Below are 20,807 nucleotides of genomic sequence, written 5' to 3'. Positions count from 1 at the left end.
GATGCCGGCGGGCGCGACGTATCCGGTGTTGCGGTGGCAACTGACGGCGCATTGAGAACCTTTTGCGGCCCGTAATGTGGCCTCATTCGGCGACCGCACTTTTTCAAGATGCGACGTTCGGCCGGACAAGTGGCGAGCGGCAGAAGAGGGTCGGACTTGCCCATCCACATTGAGCGGTGGTTGATTTTAACGGTGCGGTCGTACGAATGGCCGATCTAATTCGTTCAACAGCCGCGGATCGGTGAACGTCGGCAAAGGCCGAGGCGCCAGTGTTCGTTGCGAGCAGCGCTCGGCCGAACGGAAATTATTCAAAGCGCCGATTGCGACCGCTCGAGGCTGAAGCTGTAGTCTCAGTGGCGGCAGCCGTGCTGACGCGAGCTCTACGTTGCCAAACGCCTGCTCTGGCGCGAAAATGCTCCTCAATATTTCGAGAAAGAATTTGATATGCCTTGGCGGGCACCATGCTATCCGAAAGGCCCTGCATGTGTCTACTTTTTGCCCGCCCTCGCCGACCGGTCCATAGAGGGCTGGTCGGCTTCTCTCCAGAGGATCGTGACACTTACTCTCAATCCGACATTCCCGGGTGATAGCGAAATGGCGCGGCGAATGCGCGATCTCGACTGGTCGCGCACGTCGCTCGGTGACCCTACGGGCTGGCCGCCGCACCTTCGTAGTGCGCTCAGCCTGTGCCTCACGTCGCGAATTCCTGTCGTCATGTACTGGGGTGAGGACTTCAATGTTCTCTACAACGACGCGTATATCTCCTTCCTCGGCGCCGATAAGCATCCACGATTTTTGGGGGCGCCCGGGCGCGAGTGCTGGCGCGAGATTTGGCACACTATCGGACCGATGCTGTGTGGCGTGATCGAGACTGCCGAAGCGACCTGGTCGGAGGACTTGCTGATGTACTTCGCTCGACGCTTGCCGGCCGAGGAGGTGTACGTTCGCTTTAGCTTCGGCCCGATCGTGTCGCCGGACGGGTCGCGTGTCGACGGCATCTTTTGCCCGTGCACGGAGACCACAGATCGCGTCATCAGCGAGCGCCGGATCGACTTGCTGCGCCAGCTTGGTCAACGTCAGGCCGGCGCACGACAGTCTACCGACGTCGCACGCAGCGCGCTCGACGCGCTGGCCAGGAACCCGCACGATATTCCATTCGCGGCGGTATATCTGCGTGAGTCCCAAGCAATGCGAGCTCGTCTCGTCGGAAGCGTTGGACCTGAGGACGTGGCTGCGAGCGTGTTGCCGGGGGAGTTGGCGATGACGGCTGATGCCGAGCGCCAGTACCCGCTGGACGTGCCCGTCGGCGCGGTCACCAGCAATCATGCCCTACAGCAACTGCTCACCGTGTCGATCCCTGGCGCATCGCGCGACGACTCCCTCGGGCTGCTCGTCTGCGGCATCAGTTCGCACCTGGTAATGGACGACGACTATCAGTCGTTTTTGAACTTGGTGGCGTCCAGCATCGGCGGCGCGCTCGTCGAATCGGAGGCCTATGAGGCCGAGCGGCGGCGCGCGGAGGCGCTTGCCGAGATAGATCGCGCCAAGACGACCTTCTTCACCAACGTCAGCCACGAGTTCCGCACGCCGCTTACCTTGATGCTCGGTCCGCTCGAAGAAGCGCTCACGGGCCTCGACGGCCGACCCGAGCAGCCCCTGGTGGCGGCGGCGCAGCGCAATGCAGAGCGGCTGCTCAAAATGGTCAACACACTGCTGGAGTTCGCGCGCGTCGAAGGCGGCCGTGCCAGCGCTACGTTTGAACCCACCGATGTGTCGGCGCTCACCGCTGAACTCGCCAGCACCTTCCGCTCGGCATGCGAGAAGGCAGGGCTCAGGCTGCATGTGGATTGTCCGCCGCTCGCGCAGCCGCTCCACATCGATCGCGAACACTGGGAGAGGATTGTCCTTAACCTCGTGTCAAACGCTTTCAAGTTCACGCTGGAGGGCTCGATTATCGTCGCGGTCCGGACCTCTGATGACAACAACGGCGCTGAGCTGATGGTGCGTGATACCGGCACTGGAATTCCAGCCGCGGAGTTGCACAAGCTATTTGGGCGCTTCCAGCGCATTGAAGGCGTGCGCGGGCGCAGCTTCGAGGGAAGCGGTATTGGGCTTGCGCTCACAAATGAGCTAGTGAAATTACATGGCGGCGCTATCGACGTCGAGAGCTCCGAGGGTCGTGGCAGTACGTTCACCGTCCGCTTGCCCTTCGGCAAAGCACACCTTGCTGCGGAGAAGGTGCGTGAGGCAGGGCCGACGCAGCACCGACCTGCGCACGCGACGGCATACGTGCACGAAGCGCTGCAGTGGTTGCCATCGGGCTCCGATGCGGCAGGCGACGGCATCCTGGTAGAGTTGCAGCCCGCTGCCCAGACACGTGCGCTGCGGCGGGAGCAGACGCATCGCATTTTGGTTGCGGACGACAACGCCGATTTGAGGGCCTATCTGCAGCGATTGTTGAGCCCTCACTACGCCGTGACAACGGCCGTCGACGGCATCGACGCGCTTCAGAAGGCGTTTGCGGCCCCGCCAGATCTCGTTCTTACCGACGTGATGATGCCGGAACTGGACGGTTTCGGTCTGCTCGCCCGATTGCGGGCCGATGAGCGTACTCGCACCATTCCGATCCTGCTCTTGTCCGCGCGCGCCGGTGAGGAAGCGCGCATCGATGGGTTGGCCGCGGGGGCTGACGACTACCTCGTCAAGCCGTTCTCGGCTCGCGAACTGATGGCGCGCGTCAGCGCACATATCGCGACGGCGCAGTTGCGCCGGGACGCTGACCAGGCGGTGCGTGCCAGTGAGGCGCAGTTTCGTGCATTGGTGACGGCCACGTCCGACATCATCTTCCGTATGAGTCCGGACTGGACGCAGTTGCGACAACTGTTCGGACAGGATTTTATTGTCGACACGTTGGAGCCAAGCGACAGCTGGCTGACGCGCTACATCCCCGTCGCCGAGCGCCAGCGGGTCTTGGCCGCCGTTGAGGCCGCGGTACGCAGCTGCTCTCCATTCGAGCTTGAGCATCGGGTCACGCGCGTCGACGGCACCATCGGATGGGTGTTCTCACGCGCGATCCCAGTGCTTGAGGACGGCGCCATCGTCGAATGGCTTGGTGTGGCGAGTGACGTGACAGCGCGTAAGCAAGCCGAGCAGGCGTTGCTCGATGCGGACCGGCGCAAGGACGAGTTTCTCGCCACGCTCGCGCATGAGTTGCGCAATCCGCTCGCTCCGATTCGCAACGCGCTGCACCTCTTTAGCCTTACGGGCAACGACATACCAGCACCTGCCCTGCGCGAGATGCTCTTGCGCCAGGTCAATCACATGGTGCGCCTGGTCGATGACCTCATGGAGGCATCCCGCATTAGCAACGGCAAGCTCGAGCTGCAACGCGCACCGGTTGACCTGAACGACGTAGTACGGACCGCGCTTGAGACAAGTAAGCCGCTGCTCGAGCGCGGTCGGCATCGCGTCACAGTCCGTGCGATCGAGCAACCGTTGATAGTGGATGGTGATGAAGTGCGACTCACCCAAGTCCTCGCTAACCTACTCAACAATGCGGCGAAGTACACGGACGCTGGAGGCAGCGTCGAGGTTGAGAGCCGGCGCGAAGGCGAATGGGCCATTGTCAATGTCCGCGACAGCGGCATCGGGTTGTCGGCTCACCAATTGCCTCGACTTTTCGAGATGTTCGCGCAGGTTGACTCATCGCACGCCCGGGCCGGCGGCGGGCTCGGCATCGGCTTGGCACTGGCGCAGCGCCTCACGCAAATGCACGGTGGCAGCGTCTTAGCGCAAAGCGATGGCCTTGGGCAAGGAAGCACGTTCTCGATCCAACTACCGTTATGGCATGCGACGAGCGGTGCGAAGAGCAGTTCAGAGCACGATCGCCCGCAGCGTGTCGAAGCGCTGCGGGTTCTCGTCGTCGACGACAACCACGATGCCGCCGACAGCTTAGGCATGCTGCTGAGCGCCGTCGGCGTCGAGGTGAATATCGCTTATGACGGAGCTTCGGCGCTCGCGATCGCTGCGCAGTGGAGTCCTGCGGCGGTCCTGCTCGACCTGGGGCATGCCGGGAATGGACGGATGGGAGGTCGCACGACAGCTTCGGCGTGAACCTGCAATGAAGGATGTCAAATTGATCGCCCTAACCGGCTGGGGCCAGGACGAGGATCGCAAACGGACCGAATCCGCCGGGTTTGATCACCACATCGTCAAGCCAGTCGACTTCGCCTTGCTGCAGAAGTTGCTCGCGTCGATACACGGAGGTGTGACAACTGGCCGGTAGGACAGCCGTGTAAGGACCTTTTGAATCGGACGTCCGTCAGCCACGCGCTCCTGTGTAATTGAGGATGGCCCCAACGTGGTCAAAGCTCATTGCTGATCAGAACCGGGATATTTCTTCACCGTGACTCGAACGGCGAGAAGGCGGCGTGCTGCTGCCGTTCTGCGCATGACCGCCGAACGGTTGCTTTGGCCGACAAGCGAGCTTTATCACCATCGTTGCTGACGCGCCGATCGCGTCCTGATACCCTTAGCTCAGTGCTGGATCGACCGCTGCAAATATCACGGTAGCGGTCGTATTGACTGCCACGATGTTGGCGCGGTCCGTCTCTTCCTGTCGTGTCTTTGCCCACTGCCCCGGCAATGTCATATCGCTGTTCAGCGCGCACGTGGCGGCGTTTCACGAAACCCATGGGAGCTTAAGTGGCCAGTCCGACGCTCGGCTCCGCAAGATGGATAGAACTGCAGGTTCAGCACTATCTTGAACCGCACCGGATTTTGTGGAGGCTCCTACTCTTGAGACAATGGAGCCATGAACAAGAAGGCAACCAAGTTTTCCCCAGAGGTTCGCGAGCGTGCAGTACGTTTAGTGCGCGAGCAGCGTAGCGAACATCCGTCGATGTGGGCAGCGGTCGAGTCGATTGCGCCGATGATCGGCTGTACGCCGCAGACGCTGCACGAATGGATCAAGCGTGATCAGGTTGACCAGGGCGAGCGCGATGGCGTGACCACTGACGAACGCGAACGGCTGAAGGCCCTGGAGCGCGAGGTCAAGGAACTGCGTCGTGCCAACGAGATTCTCAAGGTTGCGAGCGCGTTTTTCGCCCAGGCGGAGCTCGACCGCCGTTTCAAGTCCTGAAGGCGTTCGTCGATCAGCATCGCGACACCTTCGGGGTCGAGCCGATCTGCAAAGTCTTGCGGATCGCCCCGTCGGGCTACCGACGCCATGCGGCACAGCTTCGCGATCCGTCCAGACGCTGCGCCCGCGCGAAACGCGATGAGATTCTGCAACCCGAGGTCAGGCGTGTCTGGCAGGCCAACATGCAGGTCTATGGCGTGCCGAAGGTCTGGAAGCAGATGAACCGCGAGGGCATTGTGGTCGCGCGCTGCACGGTCAGTCGGCTGATGAAGCTGCAAGGTCTGCGTGGTGCGGTTCGCGCAAGCGGATTCGCACCACGATCGCCGACAAGAGCGCACCGCGCCCGCTTGACCGGGTCAACCGGCAATTCAAGGCGCAGCGGCCGAATCAGCTCTGGGTGTCGGACTTCACGTACGTTTCGACGTGGCAAGGCTGGCTATACGTGGCGTTCGTGATCGACGTATTCGCCCGCCGCATTGTTGGTTGGCGCGTCAGTTCGTCGATGACCACGGACTTCGTTCTTGATGCGCTTGAACAGGCGTTGTACGCGCGCCAACCAGGCGCCGACGGGAGCTTGATACATCACTCCGATAGGGGGTCTCAATACGTCAGCATTCGCTACAGCGAACGTTTGGCCGAGGCGAGTATCGAGCCGTCCGTCGGCAGCCGTGGCGACAGCTACGATAACGCGCTGGCTGAAACGATCAACGGCCTGTACAGGACGGAACTGATTCATCGGCGCGCCCCATGGAAGACAAGGGAGTCTGTCGAACTGGCAACTCTAGAATGGGTCGCCTGGTACAACCATTGTCGGCTCATGGAACCGCTCGGCTATATCCCGCCCGCCGAGGCCGAGGCAAACTACTACAGGCAACTCAGCAACGCCGCTGACGTGCCTGCATTAACTTAAACCAACCGGCCTCCACGATTCCCGGTGCGGTTCAATCTAGAGACTGGAAACTACGACAGCTTTTTCGTGGGCTGGTCAGGAGAAACTGTCACTGACACTGCATCGCGCGCTACACAGCAGTTGCGCGCTGCGCTCATCGCTGACACTCTGCTCCGCGCGAGGGATTTCGACCATCCGAGCTCGATGCCAGAGCCGATAGAGCCGTGGCTTCGCGACAAGCTCAAGCCCATGGTGTATGGCCTTTTTTCCGCCATCGAACGGGAGGTCGTTCTCCGCACACTCGTAGGAGGCATCGTCTTTCTCACGCCGAGCAACATCGTGCACGTACTGACCAGGGAGAGGTGGCTATCCACCGCGTGGAAACTGGCGAATATCTATTTGGACAGTCTGGGTGCTACTCCGCTTCGAACAGAGTCCGCTCGCGTCGTCGGCATGAGCCAGGACACTACTTCTATGTCTCCCTGACCTACTTTCGCAATACCGATCCCTTCGCTGACTACGTCGTGCATGAAGCCGCCCATGTGCTGCACAACTGCCGCCGCGCAGCGATAGGGCTGGCAGAACGCCGGAACTGTCCGAATCCGCTCGACATCGCCTTTGGTAAGCGGGAGACGTTCGCCTATGCTTGTGAAGCATACAGCCAGATACTCGTGTCAGCTCCCGGAGAAGCCGCACGGCAAGCGGCCCTGAGCCGCCACCAAGAATACGGGTTGCCTCCGGATGAGCGCGTCGACCATGACGAATATATGGCCATCCTTGCGGATGCGATCCAAGCTCGCAACGGATAACGTCGCATTCGAGAGCGATGCGCACGTTGATTACAGTCGCCATCTCCGGCTGAATCTCGGCGTTCGCAAAACTGGAGCATACAATGTCGGCCCCATCTCACGTCTACACCATCTCGTGCGTAGCCAAGATGCTTAATGAACCAGACGTAGACCGCATTCAATGTGTCACTCTTGCGTCAATAATTTTGTCAACTCGCCGTGGGAACCCATGCCCGCGCCCGCTCAGCCTTGCGAGGCAAGGATTTCCCGGGGCAAAATAATTGTGTCACCAGCGAAGGTAGGTTGGCAGGGTTGGGCGGCAGGCAGGACAGCAAGGTATCAGTCCGGGCCACTTTGAGACAGCCGATCCGAGGCTGAGCGGTCCTTACCGGCGTCCATTCCTCCATACGCAGCGGTCGTTCGGTACAGGATATCTGCCTGTCGTCATGAGCGAATGCGCGGCCCTATGCCGTATCAAAGCGACAGCTTCGGTTGTTGGCTCAAGTCCCTGCGTCCCTGCTGCGCCGGAGGATGGTCGCACGGCAGACCGCCTATCGGTGGCCTGGCCGCAAACCGTCGCTATAGGAAAACAGGTTTCGCGGTCTTTAAAAGCGGTGCACTATTCCCACGCCTGCAGCGAACATGCTGCGGGAGGAAGACGGTGCCGACTGAAAGCCATCGCCAATCGTCGCCGTTGCGTCGATCTCACGGTTGACCGCTCCGGCTGCCGTGAACGTCGGCGTACCGAGTGTGCGGCCGTTGGCGCGCTGGAATGCTTCCAGTGCGTAGAAGCCGGTACGCTTGGACAGCGCGTAATACTGGGACAGGTTGAACTGGTGGTATGACGCTGCGTCATCGATACCGTTCGCCTTGCTCGCCCACGTGTAGCTGTAGCCGGCAGCGAAGTCCCATGCGGGCGTGGCCTTCCAGTGCAGCACCGTGCCAGCAGTATTGAAGACTTGCTCGTCGGTGAACTTTGACAGCACGCCCGGTATGTACTGAACGTTCGTGTACGTCGCCGAGACGTCCCACGCGCCGTTGAACACGTAGCCCAGGCCGACCGCGAAGCGGTTCTGTGCCTGTGCGCCCTGATAGCCGTTCGTCACCGCCGACACGCCCGACTGGCCAGCCGTGTTCATCGTCGAATCCGCACCGTAGACGCCGCCGCCGACGGTCGAGTTGTTGATGCGCGAGAACGCGACGGTACCGCCGACTGGGCCTTGCTGATACTGGATCGCCGCCGACCACGTCGAGCCGCGATACACACTGTCCGGCACGCCTGCGAGCGAGTATGAGCCGCTGACCGTCACGCCGTAGAGCTTCGGCGACGTATAGACGATCGAGTTGTTCGCGCGATAGATCGTGTCCAATGCGTCCAGATCGCCCGGGTGCGCCCCGAAGTAGCCGGTCAGCCAGTTCGTCGGGCTGTACGGCGCCATCAGTGTGTAGTAAGACATGTACTGACGACCCAAGGTCAGCGTACCGAACGTCTGATTCGTCAGGCCGACCCAGGCTTGACGGCCGAACATCGCGTTCGTATATTGCTGCGCGCCGTTATTGATGTTGAAGCCCGACTCCAACTGGAAGATGGCCTTGGTGCCGCCACCCAGATCTTCAGCGCCCTTCAGGCCGAAGCGGCTGCCCGCCCAGATGCCCGATGCCGTCTTGATGTTCGAACGGCCGCCGCTCGTCGAACCGAGCGAGGTCTGGCTGCTTTGATAGACGATCGAATCGTCGACGATACCGTAGAGCGTTACGCTGCTTTGAGCGAACGCCGGCGCAGCGGCTGCCAATGTCATTGCTGCGACGATGGCAGCCTTGTCCAGGATAAACCAACTCATTAGTTCTCCTCCATGTTGATGGGCCAATTGCGTCGGCTAGCGTGCGAGCGCGACCCACGCCGCGCCGAATGCCAACGATCCTTCAGCGCACGGCGGTCGGCTGTCTTGCTTATTTTTTCTCGACGGGGCTGAGACTAGGAATCGGCTCGAGATTAAGAAGCACTCCGCCCTGTTGAGCCGAGGCGTAGGCCGCATCCATGACTTGCATCATCAACTCTGCATCTCGCAACGATGCGACCGGTTTTGCGCCAGTCTGACTTTCGGCGAGCACACGCTTGACAAACAAGGGGTAATAGACGTCAGTCTCGAGCTGAAGGCGCCGGCTGCGCGTGCCGGCGGCAAGATTATTTCTGTCGCGGATCTCAATTCGGTCGGGACCGGACTTCGCGTACATGCGGTCCGAAGCGACAGTGAAAGAGAATTCGCGCTGCTCGTCGGCGGTACTGGGAAAGCTGTAACCCGTCTCCACCAAGCCGATCACGCCGTCTTCGGTTTGCATGGTCACCAGCGAATAGTCTTCTGCGGCACCTCGATGCGTCCTTGCGTTCATGACGGCGGAGACACGGGCAACCTCCTTGCCTGTGAGCAATCTGAACAAGTCGATGAAGTGTGTTGCCAGGTTAATGGTTGATCCTCCGCCGGAATAGACGGGATCGACTGCCCAACCAGAGCCTGCAGCTTCGTATCGACTGGGCGGTCCAGCAATGAAACGAAACGACATGTAGTTGAAGTCCGATGGTATGCGCCCCTGCGCTTCTTCAAGTGAGCCGAGCAACTCGCTCATCCGGAAGATTAGCGGCACCGCGCAATAAAGATTCGCTTCCTCGGTCAGTATGCGAAGCCGGGTGACTTGGGACATGTTGACGCCACACGGCTTCTCTAACGCGAACGGAATGTTCCGCGCGATTACGGCCTCGGCGAGCGCCGGCATTTCCGAATGCCGCCCGAACACAAACGCGAAATCGACCTCCTCACGCTCGAGCAACTGGTGGGCCGACGAGTACAACTTGCTTCCGAATCGTGCCGCAATCGCCTCGCCCTTCACTTGCTCCGCGTCGGACAGCGCAACCACCTCAATCCCGGGCGCGTCGAGCGCATCAAGATACAGCGGCACATGCCAATGGCTGGCCTCCAGCAACGCAACTTTCATACATACTCTCCCTCGTAATTACCCACGAATTTTTCGATCCGGACTGGTGCGTAACAACTGGTGGCTTGGGGCATGTTGCGTAATCCGGCATGACGCCCCTGCGCTTTTTGCCTCGCTGCTCATTTCAGGCTCTCGTCCCCTGTTGGGCGGCCATCGGGGCGATAGTCGAATCCGAGAAAGCGCAGCGCGTACAAAGCCTGTCCTTGATGCATTGGACCCCCGTCCTGAACGCGACATCCACGAGCCTTCGCGGCTCGGAGAAGCGGCGTCGGCTCGGCCGCGTTAATGATGTCTACGACGATGGCGCCGGGTGCGAGCCGCTCGGGATCAACTGGCATCGCGTCGTTTGCTTTCATGCCGAGCGGCGTGGCATTGATCACGACCTGGAAACCATGAGGATCGGGTGGTCCTGAACGCACAGTACAACCCGTTTCCGAGGCAACGGCCGCCGCAACTTCCTCGGCGCGGTGCTCGTCGACATCGGAGATGGTCAGCTTGCTAGCGCCTGCAGAGGCGACGGCAAATGCGATCGCTCGACCTGCGCCTCCTGCGCCCACGAGAAGCGCTGACTTATTCGCCGGATGGTTGCCTTCCCACTGCATTCCAAGTACGCAGCCGACACCATCGGAGATCGCGCCGACCCAGCGTCCATCCGCTTCACAGCGGATAACGTTGAGCGCGCCGACCTGGCGAGCAGTCGAATCCAGTTCGTCGACAAATGCGAGCATCCGTTGCTTATGAGGCATTGTGACCAGCAAGCCGGACAGATTGCCCATCGCTCTTGCGCCCGTGACGAACGCCGACAAGTCATCTGCCTTCACACAGAAAGGAACGCACACCGCGTCGGCGCTTTGTTCGATAAACAGTCGGTTCAATAATCGTGGCGACTTCGCCGCGCTCAGCGGGTCGCCTACCAAACCATAGAGTCGCGTTGTGCCCGAAATATGAGGTTGCATTGAAGCTTAATGTAGAACGAAGGTCAATTCATGCACATCGAAGCGGCATCCGGTGCGGAGGTCGTTTGCATTCGACGACTTATCCGTGTCGCGCCCACGCGGCGATTACGTCGAGCAGGCGGCCGGCCGCGGCTTAAGAACGCACTTTGTTTGCGAATTCCGGTTCAGCGGCATCCTTGCTCGTCGCTCCCATAGCTTCACTGCGCAAGCGCTCATATTCGGCCTTGGGAACAGGAAGCGCGTTGCGGTCGCCGAGATCGTCAAGGCGAATACGGTACGTTTCCCGAGTGGTGAACGCGGCAAAAGCGGCAACCAGACAAATACCGAAGGTGAGAATGCCGATCTTCAACGGGATGTCCGTGGTCCCCGGGGGCGCGACTGCGACGAAAAGCGACGGCAGCAAGGCACACAAAGTCGTCCCTACGTTTTGTCCAATCGCCATGCCGGTGACACGCACGCGCGTGCGGAACAGCTCGGGGAAGAGACTCGGGAATACGCCGTTGAAGCCTTGGTAAGCGACGCCCCACATGAGCATCGAAAAGACCAGTGAGAGCCAGATACTGTGGATGCTGATGGCGTACAGGTAGCCGAAAGCGAAGATCCCAGAGCTTACTACGCCAACGATAACAGGGGGCCTGCGTCCGATCTTGTCTGATAAGTTGCCGACGATCGGGATCAGTATGACGGAACAGAGGTTACCGAGGACTGGCACCCACAGAAAAACGGCGGCAGGAAAGCCTATGCCGTACGCCGGCTGGACTGCATAGGTCGCGCCGAACACAGTCGCCAGAAGCGCGGTGACCGCGGCAAGCGCCATGCCGACCACACGCAAGACATCGCCCCAACTCTCGCGCAAGACCTCGATGACCGGAGAGGAAGGAACTTCTCCGTGTGCCTGTTCTTCAGAAAAAGCCGGGGTCTCATCGACCTGGCGCCGAATGATGTAACCCGCGATGATCACGACGACGCTCAGCAGGAACGGAATGCGCCAGCCCCAGGAAGCAAACTGATCCTTCGGCATGAAGTGCGCGAGCGGCAAGAAGATGCCTGCCGCGAGGAGTTGCCCTGCCTGCACCCCCTGAAGGGTAAAGCTTGCAAAGTACCCACGCCGTCCGAACGGCGCATGTTCGAGAATCATGGAACTGGCGCCAGACATCTCACCCGCAACCGCGAATCCCTGAATGAGCCGCAGGATGACGAGCAGCACTGGCGCCCAGATGCCGATCTGCTGGTAGGTGGGCAAGAGGCCCACACACATTGTTGCGATGCCCATTAGGAGCATGCAGAAGATCAGTACCGTCTTTCGGCCGTGGCGGTCGCCGAGGTGCCCCAGCACCATGGCCCCTATCGGTCGGGCGACATAGCCGACACCAAAGGTCGCCAGTGAAGCGACGATGCCGACGGTTGGATTATGTGAGGGAAAGAAGAGTTGCGGGAAAACCAACGTCGCGGCAGTCGCGTAGATGAAAAAATCGTAGTACTCGAGCGCCGAGCCGATCCAGCCGCTGGCTGCTGCGATCTTCGACTGGCGCTTGCCGTGGGGCGTCGCCGAGGCTTTTGGGTTCATGCCTGTCTCCATGGGTAATTGACTTTTCGGTGCCGCTCGTCTATTGTTGTAACACCGTTCCAATAGGAAGGATGTTACGCAAATTATGAGAGTTGTCAAGGGAGCAGTCGACCGGTCGCTGCAAGCGATTGAGTTGCTCGCACGTGAGGCGCGCTGGATGCGTATGTCCGATATCGCCGCTGAACTCGAGCTGGAAAAAGGTCCCGCCCATCGGGTCCTCGCGCAGTTGTGTGAGCAGGGCTGGGCTGAACAAGACGAACACACTTCCCAATACCGGCTGACCTTGAAGCTTTCCTTGCTCGGTCAGCGGTATTTACATGGGCTTGGCCTACCAGGTCTGGTGCAGCCAGTCCTCGATGAGGTCGCGACTCGGTGCCGCGAATTGGTCCGCCTGACGGTCGTCAACGAGGGAAAACTGGCGTGGCTGGCGTCCTCCCAAGGCGCGGCACCGGGTCTCATGTATTCGCCGTCCATGGATAGCGCTATTACGTTGCATGCAACGGCGAACGGAAAGGCGTGGCTAGCGTCGATGTCAAACGACCAGGCGGTCGAATGTGCGTTGCGTGGTGGACTCGGAAAAGCAGCCGCCCGCGCATGGGGGCCGAAGGCGATCAGCAGCATTGAGCAGTTGATCCCCGAGTTGGAGCTCACCAGACAGCGCGGATATGGGCTTGTTGTCGAAGAGGCCGAACCCGGCGTTGCTGCCTTGGCGGTGCCTGTGCAGTCGCTGACCGACGGCACGGTGGTCGGCACGATGAGCATTGCTGGGCCGGTAATGCGAGTTCAGCCCGAGCGTTACGACGACTTCTGCACGTTATTGAAAGAAGCGGCTTCGAAGCTAGGTGCGGTGTGGCCACGTCAAAGCGTTGGTGCCAACGCAAGTGAGGCGGCATGAACATGCGAGCCGCAACACAGGCCGCCCGGGTTATCGCCAGTCCGCGTGAACAGGCAGCACGCACCCTTGTGACAGCGCGTCGAGAAGGCGCACTCGTCGAGCGGCTGCCTGTCGAGCTGCTGCCTGCGAATCTAGACGACGGTTTCGCAATCCAGCAAGAGGTCAGCCATCAGCTAGGCCGGCAGATCGGCGCATGGAAATGCGCGCTTCCGCAGCCGGCCAAAGTCATCGCTGCACCGATCTACGACGCTGATATTCATAGAGGCGAAGTCTGTCGCATGAATGAGTTTGCTGGTGTATCTGTAAGGGCGGAACCGGAACTGGCCTGCTTACTCAACCGCGACCTGCCACCACGGCGCGAAGCCTATGGCGAGGGCGAAGTGCTCGATGCTCTTGGGGAAACGCACCTCGCGCTCGAATTGCTGGGCAGCCGTTATGCGCATCCTGAAAAGCTGACTTTCCCTGAATTACTTGCAGACGGCCTGTTTAACGCCGGCCTTGTCCTCGGCCCCCGCGTTAGATTACTCGATGGTTCCACGCCGGCTGATCTCCCGGTGGAATTCGACCTCAGTCTGACTCGCGTCGGGGAAGAAGCCGTCACGTTCACGGGACGCCATCCCGATGGGGGCATGCTCGCGCCGATTGTCTGGCTCGCCAATTTCCTTCGCGTCCAAGGCCTCGGACTGCACGCAGGCCAAGCTGTGATCACCGGGTCTTACGCGGGTGTGCTGGAACTGCCAACAAGCTGTGACCTGCGCGTTGGCTTCGGCGACCTCGGCACATTGCCAATTACTTTTTTGTCTTCGTAGGAGTACTAGATGCGCCTCGTCCGTTTCGGCCAGCCCGGCCAAGAGAACCCCGGTATCATCGATTCGAGCGGCGCGATCCGCGATTTGAGCGGAATTGTGGACGACATTGATGGAACGACAGTCTCGCCGGTCGCCCTCGCAAAGCTGAGCCAACTCGATCTAGATCGTCTACCCATCGTTGAAGCAGGCACGCGTCTCGGTGCCTGCGTCGGCAACGTCCGCAACCTTGTGTGCATTGGTCTGAACTACTCCGATCATGCCGCTGAAACCGACACGCCGATACCGCGCGAACCTGTGGTGTTCAACAAGCACACGGGCTCCATCAGCGGCCCGAACGACCCGGTCATCTTGCCCGCAGACGCGCAAAAGCTGGATTGGGAGGTCGAACTCGGCGTGGTGATCGGCAAACCCGCGTGGCAGATCAACGAAGCAGACGCGCTGGACCATGTGGCGGGTTACTGCCTTGCGAATGATGTTTCGGAACGCGCGTATCAGCTCGAACGAGAAGGCCAGTGGACAAAAGGTAAAAGCGGATTTTCGTTTGCTCCGCTTGGTCCTTGGCTGGTGACACGCGACGAAGTCCCGGATCCGCAGGTGCTCGACCTTTGGCTGGACGTGAACGGTAAGCGTCGTCAGACCGGCAATACACGCACCATGATTTTCGACGTCGCGCCCATTGTGGCGTATCTCAGCCGCTTTATGCCTTTGATGGCTGGCGACGTGATTATTACAGGCACGCCTCCTGGCGTAGGTCTCGGTCAGAAACCGCCAGTCTTCCTGAAGGCGGGCGACACGATGACGCTCGGCGGCAGTGGACTCGGTGCGCAGACCCAGAAGGTTGTGCCGTATGTGGACACTCTCGGCGCGGCATGGGGCCGAGGCGAGTATCCATCGGCACGCTAAGAGCAATCGATTTGTTATACGGAGGAAATATGAGCCTTGCTGGAACGGGCGTTGTTGCAATCTGGCATGACCTGCTGCCGGAAGCGAAGGATGAATTTTACGAGTGGCATAATCGCGAGCATATGCCCGAACGCACCGGGATTCCGGGGTTCAGGCGTGGTCGGCGCTTCGTAGCACTGGATGCAGGTCCCGAGTACTTCAATCTTTACGAGGCCGACACCGTCGAGGTACTCGGCGCGCAAGACTACCTTTCTCGGCTCAATACGCCGACGCCGTGGACCAAGCAGGTGGTCGCCTCCTTCCGCAGCGTCGCGCGCTCTATCTGTCACGTCTCTTATTCGGACGGTGTTGGGCAGGGTGCCTATCTCATGACTGTGCGCTTCGACGTGCCATCCGATGCGCGGGCAGAGGTCGTGAACGGTTTGCGTCAGCGCGTGCTGCCGCCCCTCGGGGATCTGCAGGGTATCACGGGCGTCCACCTGTGCCTTGCCGACGAAGAGATAAGCAAGGTGGAGACGGCAGAGAAGAAGGCGCGCTCAGAAGGCACTCAGGTACCGACATGGATCGTGTTAGTCGAGGGGTGCCGGGCGGACTATGTCCGCTCAGCAGTGGATCGCTTCGTTTCGGGACTGGCGGCATTGTCCCAGCCCGGCGCAACGACGCCGGACACGACGCTTTATCAACTCGAGTACACGCGCTGCAAAACACCTTGGAGCGCTGGCTAGGCGGTTAAGCGTCGTCTGATCACTGCTTCGCCGCCCTTCGCGCGAATCCCATCTGTCCAAGCGCGAGCGGCCATTACCCGTGAAAAACGTAGGAGTAGTGCCATGTCGTTGAAGATTGCCGACACATCCATCGCGTCGATGCCGGCTCGCGTCATAAGGCTCAATCCTGCCGACGATGTTGTTATCGCGCTCGAACAGCTTGTGTCCGGGACGATAATCGACAAGGAAGCGGTGACGGTGTCGGGACTGATTCCGCCCGGTCACAAAGTGGCGACACGTGACATCGGTCAAGGCGAGGCAGTGCACCGCTACGGCCAGGTGATTGGCTTTGCAAGTCAGCCCATTCGCGCCGGGCAGCATGTACACACCCACAATCTGGCGATGGGCGACTTCGCGCGCGACTACGCATTTGGTCAGGCCGCGCGTCCCACTGTACGGTCGAATGAACCCGCAACATTCGAAGGCATTGTCCGCGCAGACGGCCGAGTCGCCACACGTAACTACATCGGGATCCTCACCTCAGTAAATTGCTCGGCCACCGTTGCGCGAGCCATTGCGGATCATTTTCGCCGCGACATTCATCCCGAGGAATTGGCCGCGTTCGCGAATGTTGATGGCGTCGTGGCACTAACACACGGTTCCGGTTGCGCGATCGACTCTGAAGGCGATGGTCTAGCGATCTTGCAGCGCACGCTCGGAGGCTATGCATGTCATCCGAATTTCGCAAGCGTGCTTGTCATCGGTCTGGGTTGTGAAACGAATCAAATTCCGCGTCTTCTTGAGACGCAGGGACTCCGGGAACACGACCGCTTGCGAACGTTCACAATCCAGGACAGCGGCGGGACCACACTGACGATCGCGAAGGGTATCGACCTGGTTCGGCGCATGTTGCCCGAAGCAAACAACGTGGTGCGGGAGCCGGTCAGCGCAAGTCATCTCACGGTCGGTCTTCAGTGCGGAGGGTCGGACGGGTATTCCGGCATTACCGCCAACCCGGTGCTCGGCGCAGCCGTCGATCTGCTGGTGCGGCACGGCGGCACCGCGATTCTCTCGGAGACGCCCGAGATTTATGGCGCAGAGCACTTGCTGACGCGTCGCGCAGAGACGCCGGAGGTGGGTCAGAAGCTGGTTAATCGCATCCAGTGGTGGGAAGCCTATGCGCATCGGCAGGGGGCGCAAATCAACAACAACCCGTCTGCAGGTAATAAGGCGGGTGGCTTGACGACTGTCCTCGAAAAGTCGCTGGGCGGCATCGCGAAAGCCGGTTCTACTAATTTGAACGAGGTGTACGAGTATGCCGAGCCGATCAAAGCGCGCGGCCTTGTTTTTATGGACACGCCCGGCTACGACCCGGTGTCGGCAACGGGCCAGGTAGCAGGCGGTGCGAACCTGATCTGCTTCACCACGGGACGTGGTTCAGCTTACGGCTGCTCGCCCGCGCCGTCCGTCAAACTTGCGACCAACACTGCACTTTGGCAACGACAGTCCGACGATATGGACCTCAACTGCGGAGAAGTGTTGGAAGGACGAGCGACGATCGAGCAACTGGGCCGAGTGCTCTTCGAATTGCTGCTCGATGTTGCGTCAGGCACCCGTTCTCGTAGCGAGCTGCACGGTTACGGACAAAACGAATTCGTACCTTGGCAGATCAGCGCAATCATGTGAGCAAACAGTCGCTATCTTTTACGGCCCGATCGTGCTGATTAGGTAGCAATCTTCGCCGCAGGCCGTGCGTAAACCAGGGAATCGCTTCTCGGTTTTCCGACCTCAGAAAGTCCCATTGCGAGGCGTTCAGTTTAAGCGCCCTCGCTCAGCGAAATCCACGAGCGTATCAACGACGTGACGTACTTTTGGTCGCAGATGCGCGACCTTTGGCCATACCGCGTGCACATCGATGAGTTCGCTCGAGATATCATCAAGCACGGATCGCAACGCTCCAGATTCCAGGTGCGTCCTGAGCAGTGACATAGGCATCTGACAAAGTCCCATACCAGCAAGAGCGGCCTCGACAATAGAGTCGCCGTCGCTTATTTGATGGGTTCCGGGAGGTGAGACACGTCTTGCCTCACCCCCGACGTGTACTCGCCACGATAACGGTTGTCCTCTCCGATATCCGACGATACACGAATGGCTCGAGATATCTTCCAAGTGTTTCGGTGTGCCGTGGCGCGCAAGATAGTTAGGCGAAGCCGCGATCACCATGCGTTGACTGGTAAGTCGACGCGCAACTAAGCCACTGGAACTTTGAAGCTCTCCGAAGCGGACAATTAGGTCGACGCCTTCCTCAACTGGATCGATGAGATGGTCCGAAAACGTCATCGTGAACTGCAGGTCGGGATTCTCCCGCGCGATGTCGAGCAGGATTGGAACGAGTATGCGGCGCCCGAATGCTGCCGGCATGTCGATGCGTAACCGACCGACCGGACGATGTAGTTCCGGTCCGAGCGCGGTTTCAGCCGTGGAAATTTCGTCGAGCGCGGAGGCGCACGCGGCGAAGTAGGCCTCGCCGTCGGCTGTGAGGGAAATGCTCCGGGTTGTGCGATGGAACAACTGAGCGCCCAAGCGTTCCTCGAGCTTCGCAATCGCTTTCCCAACAGCGGATTTTGTCAGCCCAAGTTGCTCGGCGGCGTCCGTGAAACTGCGCGAACGTGCCGCCGTTACGAAGATAACAATCCCACTGAAACTGTCGACCTGCGCCATGGCCAGCCCTATTGAAGAGTTTTATTCTTCATATAAGGCGACAAGCCAGGCATTGTCAACCCTGAGTGACCAAGAGGAGGCACGAGGCGCCTCTGCTGTCAGATTTTGACCGCGCAACCCGAATTGGCCGCCTCGATGGCCGCGTTCGCAATGCGCAGCGCCCGAATACCGTCCCTAGGCGTTGCGGGCATTGGAGCGTTCTGCTCGAGCGCCGTCAAGAAACTGTCGAGTTCGACCCTGTATGAGTCTGCATGTCGCTCGAGGAAGAAGTTGAGGAGCGGATCACGCGCCTCTGTCCTTTCGCTCGTCCAGCGGCGCAGGCTTGATGGCCGATGGTTTTCGTTCAACAGCATCCCCTTCGAACCGAAAACCTCGACACGTTGGTCAAAGCCGTACACAGCCTGACGCGAACCGTTGATATGGCATTGCTTGCCAGAAGCGGTCCGAAGCAACACCATCACGCTGTCGTAATCCGGAAGCTCTTCAAGGCCCGGGTCGACTAGACGATTGCCCATTGCCATCACCTCGACTGGGTCCTCGCCGAGCATCCAGCGAGCCGTATCGAAATCGTGGATGGTCATGTCGCGGAAGATGCCGCCGGAGTGGCGAAGATATTCGCGCGGAGCAAGACCCGGGTCGCGGCTGGTGATGATGACCTGACGGACATCACCGACTTCGCCTTCATCGATAGCCTGCTTCAGGCGCATTGCGTCCGGGTCAAATCGACGGTTGAAGGCGAGCATGACCCGGCCATCGAGGCGCTCAATTTCCTCGACAGCCGCCAGTGCGCGGTTGATATCGAGGTCGATGGGCTTCTCGCAAAGCACGGGCTTGCCCAGCCGGACGGCCTGCAATGTCAGGTCGATATGGGTGTCGGTGGGGGTCCCCACAATGACGGCATCGACGTCCTCGCGGTCAACGACGGACTTGCAATCGAGCGAAGCATCGCAACCGAGATCAGCCGCGAGTGCCTTGACTGCATCCTTGTACGGGTCTGCAACGGCGACGAGCTTCGCTCGACGGTCGGCAGCAACGTTAGCTGCGTGGATTTTTCCGATGCGGCCTGCACCGAGAACGGCAATTCGTAGCATTTGAGTCTCCAATTATTCGTCGACGCATCAACGTGCGCCGACTGTTCAAACTTGCTTTAAGAAGCCTAGGACGTCCGTCGTCGACTTGTATTTGCCCGTGTCTTCACCGGTGCCGGTGCTCCCAGCCAATTCTCGTGTGGGTCAGAACCGGCGCCGTCAGCGAGTTGTCTGCTTAGACGTAGGATGTCGTCGAGGCCGAAGTCCTGGACATCGGGAAGCCGGTCGCCGCGCGCCGCGGCCACCGCTGTCGCGATGCGCAACGCGTTGGAGCGCTCACGCATCAACAATTCCAGCGCTTCAACGAGAAACGCTCGCTCTTTGGACGACACATTAGAAGCAAGGAAGCAGTCATGAGCCGACATGCGCTGGTCCTCTGGGCAGTTCGTACGAGAAAGCAGTTCGAAATCCGGCCCGTTCAAATAAGGCTGCGGATACTGCCGCCGTCGACACCCCACACCGCGGAAGTGACGAACGACGCGAGGTCTGAGGCCATGAACACAATCACGTTGGCCACTTCATCAGGCTGCCCCAGACGGTTGAGCGGCAAGTGCCGCAAGGACAGTTCATGCTCGACAGCGTCCTTGGGCGCCATGCCGTGGAACTTGCCCATCGTATCTGCGAAGCCACCTTCCTTCGTCCAGAAAGGCGTCCAGACCGGTCCCGGTGCGACAGCGTTCACGCGAATCTTTGGCGCCTCGGCACGGGCAAGACCTTTTGTCAGCGCAAGCACCGCAGCCTTGGACGCCGAATAGTCAATCGGTACCGGCTCAGGCTGCCGTGCAAGGTCCGACGCGTTGTTGATAATGACCGCCTTTTCACGGTTTCGCAGCACGGGCAGCAAGTAACGACACGTCCGCACGTAGCTCATGAAGTTGAGATTCATCGTGAAATCCCATTCTTCATCCAAGAGCTCGTCGAATGTGCGGACCTTCCCAGCGCCGACATTGTTGACGAGCACGTCGACCTGGCCGTTGTAGGACTTCAGGGCCGTATCGATACCGCCTTTGACCCCCTCTGCGGTCGATAAGTCCGCCCGTGCAATCGTCGCATTCGTGCCAAGCGCTCTGAGTTCGGACTCGGCTTCTTTCAGCGCGTTGCCGTCGATGTCGATGAGGCAAAGCCGTGCGCCTTCGCGCGCAAACCCGAGCGCTGTAGCTCGTCCGATGCCCTGCGCGGCACCCGTGATGAGCACAATCTTCCCGTCGAGGCCTGTCTGCATGATGTCTCCATCCTGATGTTATGTGTCGGTGGGAACGCTAGAAAATTTGAGAGCGTCGCTATCCGGTTTGCCCTTCTTCGAGGACGAACGCTCCCCGCTCCTGGCTTACAGCGAGGAGCACTTTGACAAGCAAT

General features: G+C 60.0%; 15 protein-coding genes, 1 pseudogene and 1 other annotated feature. Of the genes and pseudogenes, 9 read left to right on the top strand and 7 right to left on the bottom strand.

All coding sequences use genetic code 11. From position 1 onward, the window contains the following. The first annotated feature begins 606 nt into the window (after nt 1-606). From QCE58_RS33285 to QCE58_RS33270, 4 genes and pseudogenes are all read left to right on the top strand, one after another. Nucleotides 607-4,113, top strand: a complete 3,507-nt coding sequence (locus QCE58_RS33285) for an ATP-binding protein (RefSeq protein ID WP_250521439.1) — start codon at nt 607-609, stop codon at nt 4,111-4,113. Next, nucleotides 3,998-4,285 carry a response regulator gene (locus QCE58_RS33280; RefSeq protein WP_309781151.1) on the top strand — a complete coding sequence of 96 codons (288 nt, stop codon included), beginning with the start codon at nt 3,998-4,000 and terminating at the stop codon, nt 4,283-4,285. The genes QCE58_RS33285 and QCE58_RS33280 overlap by 116 nt, the downstream gene beginning before the upstream one ends. A gap of 528 nt (nt 4,286-4,813) precedes the next feature. Then, a pseudogene (locus QCE58_RS33275) lies at nt 4,814-6,050 on the top strand (IS3 family transposase). Next, nucleotides 5,095-5,211 (top strand) — a sequence feature (AL1L pseudoknot). (Overlaps the previous pseudogene by 117 nt.) Nucleotides 6,051-6,391: 341 nt before the next feature. After that, nucleotides 6,392-6,838 (top strand): hypothetical protein, encoded by a 447-nt coding sequence (locus tag QCE58_RS33270; protein ID WP_250521437.1) that lies wholly within the window; start codon nt 6,392-6,394, stop codon nt 6,836-6,838. Nucleotides 6,839-7,422: 584 nt separating this feature from the next. Here QCE58_RS33270 and QCE58_RS33265 read toward each other — a convergent pair. The 4 genes from QCE58_RS33265 to QCE58_RS33250 form a co-directional block, all read right to left on the bottom strand. Continuing rightward, a complete protein-coding gene (locus QCE58_RS33265) occupies nt 7,423-8,658 on the bottom strand; it encodes a porin (RefSeq protein ID WP_250521436.1) in 1,236 nt (411 codons plus the stop codon). A 109-nt stretch (nt 8,659-8,767) separates the two neighbouring features. Next, nucleotides 8,768-9,808 carry a Gfo/Idh/MocA family protein gene (locus tag QCE58_RS33260; protein WP_250521435.1) on the bottom strand — a complete coding sequence of 347 codons (1,041 nt, stop codon included), beginning with the start codon at nt 9,806-9,808 and terminating at the stop codon, nt 8,768-8,770. Nucleotides 9,809-9,927: 119 nt separating this feature from the next. Then, nucleotides 9,928-10,764, bottom strand: a complete 837-nt coding sequence (locus QCE58_RS33255; protein WP_033535733.1) for a shikimate dehydrogenase — start codon at nt 10,762-10,764, stop codon at nt 9,928-9,930. Nucleotides 10,765-10,897: 133 nt separating this feature from the next. Further along, on the bottom strand, nt 10,898-12,331 hold the full coding sequence (locus tag QCE58_RS33250; protein WP_250521434.1) for an MFS transporter: 1,434 nt from the start codon (nt 12,329-12,331) through the stop codon (nt 10,898-10,900). Nucleotides 12,332-12,416: 85 nt separating this feature from the next. Here QCE58_RS33250 and QCE58_RS33245 point away from each other — a divergent pair, with 85 nt between their 5' ends. From QCE58_RS33245 to QCE58_RS33225, 5 genes are all read left to right on the top strand, one after another. After that, nucleotides 12,417-13,226: an IclR family transcriptional regulator gene (locus tag QCE58_RS33245; protein ID WP_250521433.1), complete on the top strand. Its 810-nt coding sequence runs from the start codon at nt 12,417-12,419 to the stop codon at nt 13,224-13,226. After that, entirely contained in the window at nt 13,223-14,035 is an 813-nt protein-coding gene (locus QCE58_RS33240) for a 2-keto-4-pentenoate hydratase (RefSeq protein ID WP_250521432.1), read from the top strand. Before QCE58_RS33245 ends, QCE58_RS33240 begins: the two co-directional genes overlap by 4 nt. A gap of 9 nt (nt 14,036-14,044) precedes the next feature. Continuing rightward, nucleotides 14,045-14,938, top strand: a complete 894-nt coding sequence (locus tag QCE58_RS33235) for a fumarylacetoacetate hydrolase family protein (RefSeq protein ID WP_250521431.1) — start codon at nt 14,045-14,047, stop codon at nt 14,936-14,938. 29 nt (nt 14,939-14,967) lie between these two features. Continuing rightward, a complete protein-coding gene (locus QCE58_RS33230) occupies nt 14,968-15,663 on the top strand; it encodes a hypothetical protein (RefSeq protein WP_250521430.1) in 696 nt (231 codons plus the stop codon). A 102-nt stretch (nt 15,664-15,765) separates the two neighbouring features. After that, the gene (locus QCE58_RS33225) at nt 15,766-17,328 is read left to right on the top strand and encodes a UxaA family hydrolase (RefSeq protein ID WP_250521429.1); all 1,563 of its coding nucleotides are present in this window, start codon (nt 15,766-15,768) and stop codon (nt 17,326-17,328) included. A 126-nt stretch (nt 17,329-17,454) separates the two neighbouring features. Here the strand turns inward: QCE58_RS33225 and QCE58_RS33220 are convergent, their stop codons facing one another. The 3 genes from QCE58_RS33220 to QCE58_RS33210 form a co-directional block, all read right to left on the bottom strand. Continuing rightward, nucleotides 17,455-18,363: a LysR family transcriptional regulator gene (locus tag QCE58_RS33220; RefSeq protein WP_250521428.1), complete on the bottom strand. Its 909-nt coding sequence runs from the start codon at nt 18,361-18,363 to the stop codon at nt 17,455-17,457. A 98-nt stretch (nt 18,364-18,461) separates the two neighbouring features. Further along, nucleotides 18,462-19,454, bottom strand: a complete 993-nt coding sequence (iolG, locus tag QCE58_RS33215; protein WP_250521427.1) for an inositol 2-dehydrogenase — start codon at nt 19,452-19,454, stop codon at nt 18,462-18,464. Between the two features lie 415 nt (nt 19,455-19,869). Continuing rightward, on the bottom strand, nt 19,870-20,673 hold the full coding sequence (locus tag QCE58_RS33210; protein ID WP_250521426.1) for an SDR family NAD(P)-dependent oxidoreductase: 804 nt from the start codon (nt 20,671-20,673) through the stop codon (nt 19,870-19,872). Between the last annotated feature and the right edge of the window lie 134 nt (nt 20,674-20,807).

It is taken from the genome of Caballeronia sp. LZ028 (genome assembly GCF_031451415.1).
Classification (GTDB): Bacteria; Pseudomonadota; Gammaproteobacteria; order Burkholderiales; family Burkholderiaceae; genus Caballeronia; species Caballeronia zhejiangensis.
This window is presented reverse-complemented; position numbering and strand designations above follow the sequence as displayed.